This window comes from Streptomyces sp. SPB074 (assembly GCF_000154905.1).
Taxonomy (GTDB): domain Bacteria; phylum Actinomycetota; class Actinomycetes; order Streptomycetales; family Streptomycetaceae; genus Streptomyces.
In genome coordinates, this window is sequence record NZ_GG770539.1 from 4,666,827 (window position 1) to 4,675,891 (window position 9,065).

At 75.7% G+C, this 9,065-nt stretch carries 6 protein-coding genes; 4 read left to right on the forward strand and 2 right to left on the reverse strand.

Annotated elements, in window-relative coordinates; translation table 11 throughout:
• On the reverse strand, nt 1-427 hold a 427-nt coding region (locus SSBG_RS19630; RefSeq protein WP_008747820.1), incomplete at its 3' end, for a glycosyltransferase family 2 protein.
• Nucleotides 428-487: 60 nt separating this feature from the next.
• Here SSBG_RS19630 and SSBG_RS19635 point away from each other — a divergent pair.
• Both SSBG_RS19635 and SSBG_RS19640 read left to right on the forward strand, forming a co-directional pair.
• On the forward strand, nt 488-1,525 hold the full coding sequence (locus tag SSBG_RS19635; RefSeq protein ID WP_008747821.1) for a response regulator transcription factor: 1,038 nt from the start codon (nt 488-490) through the stop codon (nt 1,523-1,525).
• Nucleotides 1,408-2,433: a sensor histidine kinase gene (locus SSBG_RS19640; RefSeq protein WP_420790340.1), complete on the forward strand. Its 1,026-nt coding sequence runs from the start codon at nt 1,408-1,410 to the stop codon at nt 2,431-2,433. The genes SSBG_RS19635 and SSBG_RS19640 overlap by 118 nt, the downstream gene beginning before the upstream one ends.
• Nucleotides 2,434-2,508: 75 nt before the next feature.
• Here SSBG_RS19640 and SSBG_RS19645 read toward each other — a convergent pair whose 3' ends face one another.
• A complete protein-coding gene (locus SSBG_RS19645) occupies nt 2,509-3,507 on the reverse strand; it encodes an NAD-dependent epimerase/dehydratase family protein (protein WP_008747823.1) in 999 nt (332 codons plus the stop codon).
• 219 nt (nt 3,508-3,726) lie between these two features.
• Between SSBG_RS19645 and SSBG_RS19650 the strand changes: the two genes are divergently transcribed.
• A complete protein-coding gene (locus SSBG_RS19650) occupies nt 3,727-5,106 on the forward strand; it encodes a S53 family peptidase (protein ID WP_050776797.1) in 1,380 nt (459 codons plus the stop codon).
• A 149-nt stretch (nt 5,107-5,255) separates the two neighbouring features.
• Nucleotides 5,256-9,065: ABC transporter ATP-binding protein (locus SSBG_RS19655; protein WP_008747825.1), on the forward strand; the 3,810-nt coding region annotated here is incomplete at its 3' end.

The following is a 9,065-nucleotide window of genomic DNA, read 5'->3' on the forward strand; positions in this document are numbered from 1 at the left end:
CCGGCCAGGCGCCGCGCGCGACGGGGCGGCGGCGGCCGAGCACGAGGTCCGCCTCGCCCGCCCGGACCTCCTGGACGAAGGGGACGAGGAGCCCGGGGTCGAGCGAGGCGTCGCAGTCGCAGAAGCAGACGATGTCCGCGCGCGCGGCGCGCAGCCCGGCGTGGCAGGCGGCGCCGAAGCCGCGTACCGGCTCGTGCACGACGTGCGCGCCGAGCCGTTCGGCGACGCGCGCCGAGCCGTCGGCCGATCCGTTGTCCACGACGATCGCGCGCCAGCCGGGCGGAATCCGCCCGAGGACCCAGGGCAGGGCCCCTGCCTCGTCGAGGCAGGGCAGGACGACATCGACGCTCGGGGGAGTGATCACGGCCCCAAGCCTACGAACACGTAAGGGATATAACGGACTCTTTCCCTTGCGGAACGCTGACATCGGGCCCGTCGCGGTCCGCGCGCCGGGTCACGACGGGCGGCACGGTGACACGCTGGGGCCATGCAGCAGCCCTCCGAACCCGCCGGGACGAGCGCCCGGGGCCACGTCCTGGTCGTGGACGACGATCCGACGGTCGCCGAGGTCGTGGCCGGCTACCTGGACCGCGCCGGGTACACCGTGGACCTCGCGGGCGACGGGCCGAGCGCGCTCGCCCGCGCGCACGCGCACCGCCCCGACCTCGTCGTCCTCGACCTCATGCTCCCCGGTATGGACGGCCTGGAGGTGTGCCGCCGCCTGCGCGAGAGGGCCGCTGTGCCGGTCGTGATGCTGACCGCGCGCGGTGACGAGGAGGACCGCGTCCTCGGCCTGGAACAGGGCGCCGACGACTACGTGACGAAGCCTTTCAGCCCGCGCGAGCTGGTCCTGCGGGTCGCTTCGGTGCTCCGCCGCACCGGCCCGGACGCCGTGTCGGCCCCCGTACGCCTGGGCCGTCTCGCCGTCGATCCGGCGGCCCGCCTCGCGACCCGCGACGGCGAGGCGCTGTCGCTGACCCTCCGCGAGTTCGACCTCCTCGCCTTCTTCCTGCGCCATCCCGGGCGGGCCTTCGGGCGCGAGGAGCTGATGCGGGAGGTCTGGGGCTGGGAGTTCGGCGACCTGTCCACCGTGACCGTGCACATCCGGCGGCTGCGCGGAAAGATCGAGGACGACCCGGCCGCACCGCGCGCGATCCGCACCGTGTGGGGTGTCGGCTACCGCTTCGAGGCGGAGCACGAGGCGGGGCGGGAGGCGGACGGGGAAGTGGACCGCGAGACGGATCGCGGGACGGGCCGGGAGGCGGACCCCCGGGTGCCTCGCGAGGCGGCGCCGGGTTCGGGGCGGGGGGGGGGCGGACGGCCGTGCGTGACACGCTCCTCATCGCCCTCTACGCCTTCGCGGGCGCCGCCGGGGCCGGGCTGGCCGGGGTCGGCGTACTGCGGCTGCTGCGCCGCCGCTCGTTCGTCACCTCCCTCACCGTGGTCTCCGGGGTCGGCGTCGTCGCGATGCTCGCCGGGACCCTCTCCGTCGCCCGGGCGATGTTCCTCTCGCCGCACGACCTGAGCGTGGTGACCACGGTCGTCGCGATGGCGGCGGTCGTCGCGCTCGCCACGGCGCTGCTCCTGGGCCGCTGGGTCGTCGCGAGCAGCCACGCGCTCACCCGCGCGACCCGTTCCTTCGGCGACGGGGACGGCTTCCGCGCGCCCGACGTGCCGGCCGCCGCCGAACTGGAGGCCCTGAGCAGGGAACTGGCCGTCACCGGCGAGAAGCTCGCCGCCTCGGCGGCCAGGGAACGCGGCCTGGAGGAGTCCCGGCGCGAACTGGTCGCCTGGATCTCGCACGACCTGCGCACCCCGCTCGCGGGACTGCGCGCCATGGCGGAGGCACTGGAGGACGGGGTGGCCGCCGACCCCGGCCGCTACCTGACCCGGATCAGGACGGAGGTCGAACGGCTCGACGGCATGGTCGGCGACCTCTTCGAACTGTCCCGCATCCACGCCGGTTCGCTCCCCCTGCACCCCGCGCGCATGTCGCTGTACGACCTCGTGGGCGACGCCCTCGCGGGTGTGGACCCGCTCGCCCGCGAGCACGGGGTCCGGCTCGTCGGCGAGGGGGTCGAGGCGGTGCCGGTCGTCGTGGACGGCAAGGAGATGAGCCGCGTGCTCGCCAACCTCCTCGTCAACGCCATCCGCCGCACGCCCGCCGACGGCACCGTGGCCGTCGCCACGGCACGGCGCGCGGACGGGGTGGTGGTCTCCGTCTCGGACGGCTGCGGCGGCATCCCCGCCCAGGACATCGGGCGGGTCTTCGACACGGGATGGCGCGGCGAGCACGCGCGGACCCCGCCGGGCGGGGCGGGCCTCGGCCTCGCCATCGTGCGCGGGATCGTGGAGGCGCACCAGGGCCGGGCCACGGTGCGCAACATCCCCGGCGGCTGCCGCTTCGAGGTGACCCTGCCACCCGCCCCGTGAGGCGGCGCCCGCGCGCGCCAGGTCACCGCTCCCGCCGCACCGCCCCGCGTCACCGCCTCCGCCGCACCGCTCCCGTCACCCCGTCGCGCCGGCCGCCGCGAACTCCCGCGTCCCTTCCGCGAAACCCGTCTCCGGCTTCCAGCCGAGGTCCGCGCGCAGCCGCGCCGAGTCGGCGGTGATGTGCCGGACGTCCCCGAGCCGGTACGCGCCGGTGACGACGGGCTCCGGCCCCCCGCACGCCGCCGCGAGCGCCGCGGCCAGCTCGCCCACGGTGTGGGGTGTCCCGCTCCCGGCGTTGTACGCGGTGAGCGCCCCGGGCTCCGCGCCGGCCTCCAGCGCGGCCACGTTGGCCGTCGCGATGTCCCGTACGTGCACGAAGTCGCGCCGCTGCCGCCCGTCCTCGAAGACCTGGGGCGCCTCGCCGCGCGCGAGCGCGGAGCGGAAGAAGGAGGCGACGCCCGCGTAGGGGGTGTCGCGGGGCATCCGGGGGCCGTAGACGTTGTGGTAGCGCAGCGAGAGGGCCGTGCCGCCGGTCGCGCGGGCCCACGCGGCGGCCAGGTGCTCCTGGGCCAGCTTCGTCGCCGCGTACACGTTGCGCGGGTCGGCGGGCGCGTCCTCGGCGACGAGCCCCGGTTCCAGTTCGGCGCCGCACGCCGGACAGACGGGCTCGAAGCGCCCGGCGTCGAGAGCGGCGGCGGCGCGCGGCCCCGGGCGCACGACGCCGTGGCGTCCGCACGTGTACCGGCCCTCGCCGTAGACGACCATCGACCCGGCGAGCACGAGGCGGCGCACGCCCTGTTCGGCCATGGCGGCCACGAGCACGGCGGTCCCGAGACCGTTGTGCCCGGCGTACCCGGCGGCGTCCCGCACCCCGTCACCGAGCCCCACCCGGGCCGCCTGGTGGCACACCGCGTCGATCCCGGCGAGCGCCCGGGCGACCGTGTCCGCGTCGCGCACGTCCCGGGCCGGGTCCGCGCGCAGGTCGAGGACGACGGGTTCGTGCCCCCGCTCCACGAGGGCGTCGACGACATGGGACCCGATGAACCCGGCACCGCCGGTGACCAGTACGCGCATGGGCTCACGCTAGGGCGCCCCGCGCCCGGCGAGGGCGGTACGGAGCGGAACGTCAGCACCTCGTAAGAACAGCGCCCCGGCCCCCGCCTCCGCCCCGTGCCGCCGCCCGGTTCACCCCGCCGGAGTCCCCCGGGTGGCGCAACGCCGCGCCCCGGGCGAGGGTGGGTCCGCGCCCTCGGTGACGGGGGCCGCCGTACGCCGTACGCCAGGGAGGACCCCGTGCCCCGTACGACTTCCCGCCCCCGCTCCGCTCCCCTCGTCCTCGTGCTCCTCGCCTCCCTGCTCGCCCTCACCGGCTGCCAGACCGTGGCCGGGAGCGAGGCCGCCCGCCGCGTGCGCGCCGCGTCCGCCACCACCCCCGAACCCGGCGCCACCGCCACCGCCGAGGCCCGCGAGGTCTGCGTACGGGAGACGGGGACCGGCTGCTACACCTTCACCCAGCTGCGCCGGCTGTACGGGACGGAACGCCTCGGCGACCGCGGCACCGACGGGGCCGGGACGACCGTCGCCGCGCTCGGCGTCGTCGGCTCCCCGCACCTCGCCGCCGATCTGCGCCACTTCAGCCGCGCGCTCGGCCTGCCCGCGCCGCGCCTGGAGGTCGTGCGCCACGCGCCCCCGCACGGCGCGAAGGCCGCACCCTACGACGAGGACAACGCCGGGATGCTCGCCACCGCGCGCGAGGCCACGCTCGACATGGAGGCCCTGCACGCGATGGCCCCGCGCGCCCGCCTCGTCTACCACCAGGTGGACCTCCCGCGGGTGGACGCGGACGGCGTGCTCGACGCCCGTGCCGCCGACGCGCTCGCCGCCGCGCTGCGCACCGTCCTCACCCGGCAGCGCCCCGACATCCTCTCGCTCAGCTTCGTCATGTCCGAGCGCGGTGACGGCGCGGAGCAGGTCGCGCGCCTCGCGCGCGGGCTGCGGCCCGTGCTCGCCGGGGCCGCGCGCGCCGGGACCACCGTCGTCGCCGCGAGCGGGGACGACGGCGCCTCGCCCGGTGCCGCGCAGGCCGCCCACCTCGGCGCGGAGCCCGTCCGGGGCGTCGCCTGGCCCGCCTCCGACCCCTCCGTGACCGCCGTCGGCGGCACCCGCGTCACCCTCGACGCCGCCGGACGCCGCCGCGCCGCCGACACGGTGTGGAACGACAAGGGCGGCGCGCCCGGCGGCGGCACCTCGGTGCTCGCGCGCAGGCCCCGCTACCAGGACGGGGTACGGGACGTGACCGGCGCCCGGCGCGGCGTCCCCGACGTCTCGCTCACCGCCTCCGCCGACGGCTCCACCATGGTCTGGTTCACGCACGCCGGTCGCGGCGCCTGGGTCCCCATGCTCGGTACGAGTCTCGCCGCGCCCCTCCTCGGCGGCATCGTCGCGCTCGCCGCCCAGCGCGCGGGCCACGCCCTGGGCGCGCTCAACCCGGCCCTCTACCGGCTGGGCCGGGCGGGCGGCGTGCGCGACATCACGAGCGGCGACAACGCCACGGAGGGCACCCGCGGCTACCGCGCCGGGCGCGGCTACGACCTGGCGAGCGGCCTCGGCACGGTCGACGCGGCGAGGCTCGTCCCCGCCCTCGCCGCCGGCACCCCCCACCGCGCCCGCTGACACCCTCCGCCGCGCCCGCCGACGGCCCCGCACGCGCCCCGTACGCCTCCTACGCACGCCCCCGCTTCATTGCGTCGCGTAACAGCGGGATGAAATCCGCAGCTCCGGGTGTTGGCGCCAGCGGCGAGACGGATCACCAGGAGGCATGAGTGGCGGCAGGAGCACAGGCCCGGGAACCGGACGGGGAGCGGGACGGCGGGCGGGACGCCCGCACGGACGGGGGAACGCCCATACGCGCCACCGCGCCCGCCGAGGCCGGGCAGCCGTCCGCAGGGACCGCGCAACCGTCCGGCGGGACCGCGCGGCCGTCCGCCGGGGGTCCCGGCTGGGCCGGGCGCCTCGCGCGCTACGCCTGGCGCTACCGCAAAGACGTGATCCTCTCCCTCGGCGCCTCGCTCGCCGGGATGGCCGTCATGGCGCTCATCCCGCTGCTCACCAAGATCATCATCGACGACGTGATCGGCGGCTCCCGCTCGATGGCCACGTGGGGCGGTCTGCTGCTCGGCGCCGCCGGAGCCGTCTACGTCACCGCCTACCTGCGCCGCTTCTACGGCGGACGGCTCGCGCTCGACGTGCAGTTCGACCTGCGCCGCGACATGTACCGCACCCTGACCCGCCTCGACGGCCGCCGCCAGGACGAGCTGTCCACGGGGCAGGTCGTCGGGCGCGCCACGAGCGACCTCCAGCTGATCCAGGGCCTGCTCTTCATGCTGCCCATGACGATCGGCAACGTCCTCCTCTTCGTCATGTCGCTGGTCATCATGGCGACGCTCTCGATTCCGCTCACCCTCGTCGCGCTCGCCGTCGCCCCCGCCCTCTACCTCATCGCCCGCCGCTCCCGCAGCCGCCTGCACCCCGCGACCTGGTACGCGCAGGCGCAGGCCGCCGCCGTCGCGGGCGTCGTGGACGGCGCCGTCTCCGGGGTCCGCGTCGTCAAGGGCTTCGGGCAGGAGGAGCAGGAGACCGGGAAGCTGCGCGAGGTCGGCCGCCGGCTCTTCGCCGGGCGGCTGCGCACGATCCGCCTCAACGCGAAGTACACGCCCGCCCTCCAGGCCGTGCCCGCGCTCGGGCAGGTCGCGATGCTCGCGCTCGGCGGCTGGCTCGCCGTGCGCGGCCACATCACGCTCGGCACGTTCGTCGCCTTCTCCTCCTACCTCGCCCAGCTCGTCGGCCCCGTCCGGATGCTCGCCGTCGTCCTCACCGTCGGCCAGCAGGCCCGCGCGGGCGTGGAGCGCGTCCTCCAGCTCATCGACACCGAGCCGACGCTGACCGACGGCACCCGCGCACTGCCCGCCGACGCGCCCGCGACCGTCGAGTTCGACGACGTGCGCTTCGGGTACGACGAGGAGCGGCCCGTCCTCGACGGCTTCTCGCTCACCGTCGCGCCCGGCGAGACCGTCGCCCTCGTCGGCTCCTCCGGCTCCGGCAAGTCCACGGTCTCCCTCCTCCTGCCGCGCTTCTACGACGTGAGCCGGGGCGCCGTCCTCGTCGGCGGCCACGACGTCCGCACGCTGCGCACCGACTCGCTGCGCGCCGCGATCGGCCTCGTCCCCGAGGACTCGTTCCTCTTCTCCGACTCGATCGCCTCGAACATCGCTTACGGGCACCCGGACGCGAGCCGCGAGCAGATCGAGGCCGCAGCGCGCGCCGCCCGGGCGCACGGCTTCATCAGCGACCTGCCCGAGGGCTACGAGACCGTCGTCGGCGAACAGGGCCTCACCCTCTCGGGCGGCCAGCGCCAGCGTGTCGCGCTCGCCCGCGCGATCCTCGCCGACCCGCGCCTCCTCGTCCTGGACGACGCCACCTCGGCGATCGACGCGCGCGTCGAGCAGGAGATCTTCACCGCGCTGCGCGGCGTCATGGCCGGCCGTACGACGCTTCTCATCGCGCACCGTCGCTCCACGCTCGCCCTCGCCGACCGCATCGCGGTCCTGGACGCCGGCCGGATCGCGGCGCTAGGCACGTACGAGGAACTGGAGCGGGACTCCGCGCTCTTCCGCCGCCTGCTCACCGACCCCGACGAACTCGGCGGCGTCTCGCCCGGGCACGTCCTCCCCAAGGACCTGCCCGAGGACGAGTCCGTACGGGCCGAACTGGACGCCGAGTACGACGCCGAGCGCGGCATCACCCCCCAGCTGTGGACCGGCGACCGCACCCCGCGCGACACCGCGCTCGACGGGATGCCCGCGACGCCGGAACTCCTCGCGCAGGTGGACGCGCTGCCCGCCGCGCGGGACGTTCCCGACATCGACGAGGCGCGCGCCGTCGCGCCCGAGGACGCCTACGGACTGCGCCGCCTGCTGCGCGGCTTCGGCCGCCCGCTCGCCCTCAGCCTGCTGCTCGTCGCCGTGGACGCGGGCCTCGGCCTCGCGCTGCCCGTCCTCATCCGGCACGGCATCGACGACGGCGTCAACCGCATGGCGCTCGGCGCGGTGTGGCTCTCCGCGCTCCTCGGCCTCGGCGCCGTGCTCCTCCAGTGGGGCGCGCAGTTCGGCGAGAACCGCATGACGGGCCGCACCGGCGAGCGGATGCTCTACTCGCTGCGCCTGAAGATCTTCTCGCACCTCCAGCGGCTCGGTCTCGACTACTACGAGCGCGAGCTGACCGGGCGCATCATGACCCGCATGACGACGGACGTGGACGCGCTGTCCTCGTTCCTCCAGACGGGCCTGGTCACCGCCTTCGTCTCCGTCGTGACCTTCTTCGGGATCATGGCGGCGCTCCTCGTCATCGACGTCCAGCTCGCGCTGCTCGTCTTCGCGACGCTGCCGGTCCTGATCGTCTCGACGTACTTCTTCCGCAAGCGCAGCGTGCGCGCCTACAAGCTCGCCCGCGAGCGGATCTCGACCGTCAACTCCGAGCTCCAGGAGATGGTCGCGGGGCTGCGCGTCGTGCAGGCGTTCCGCCGCGAGGAGTCGGGCTACGAGAAGTTCACGCGCGACGCGCGGGCGTACCGGCAGGCGCGGGTGCGCGGCCAGTGGCTCATCTCGGTCTACTTCCCCTTCGTCCAGCTGCTCTCCACGGCCGCGACGGTCCTCGTCCTCGCCGTCGGCGCGCACCGCGTGGACGCGGGCACCCTCACGACCGGCGCGCTCGTCGCCTACCTGCTCTACATCGACCTGTTCTTCTCACCGATCCAGCAGCTCTCGCAGGTCTTCGACGGCTACCAGCAGGCGAGCGTCTCGCTCGGCCGCGTGCAGGAGCTCCTGGTCGAGCCCACCTCGACCCGGCAGGCCGCGCGCCCGCTCCCGGTCGGTGAGCGGCTGCGGGGCGAGATCTCCTTCCGGAACGTGGACTTCGCGTACGGGGACGAGACGGCGCTGCACGACGTGGACCTGACGCTGCGGGCGGGCCAGACGGTGGCCTTCGTCGGCGAGACGGGCGCGGGCAAGTCCACACTCGTCAAGCTCGTCGCGCGTTTCTACGACCCGACCTCGGGCCGCGTCACGGTGGACGGCACCGATCTGCGCGAGCTGGACCTCGCCCAGTACCGGCACCGGCTCGGCGTCGTCCCGCAGGAGGCGTATCTCTTCGCGGGCTCGGTCCGCGACGCGATCGCCTACGGGCGGCCCGAGGCGAGCGACGCGGAGGTGGAGGCGGCGGCCCGGGCGGTCGGCGCGCACGACATGATCGGGAGCCTGGACGGCGGCTACCTGCACGAGGTCGCCGAGCGGGGCCGCAACCTTTCGGCGGGCCAGCGCCAGCTCATCGCCCTGGCCCGCGCCGAGCTGGTGGACCCGGACATCCTGCTCCTGGACGAGGCCACGGCGGCCCTCGACCTCGCGAGCGAGGCCCAGGTCACCCACGCCACCGAACGCCTCGCGGGGCGCCGCACGACGCTGGTCGTCGCCCACCGGCTGACGACGGCCGCCCGCGCGGACCGCGTCGTGGTGATGGACCGGGGCCGCGTCGCCGAGGACGGCACCCACACGGACCTGCTCGCCCTGAACGGCACATAC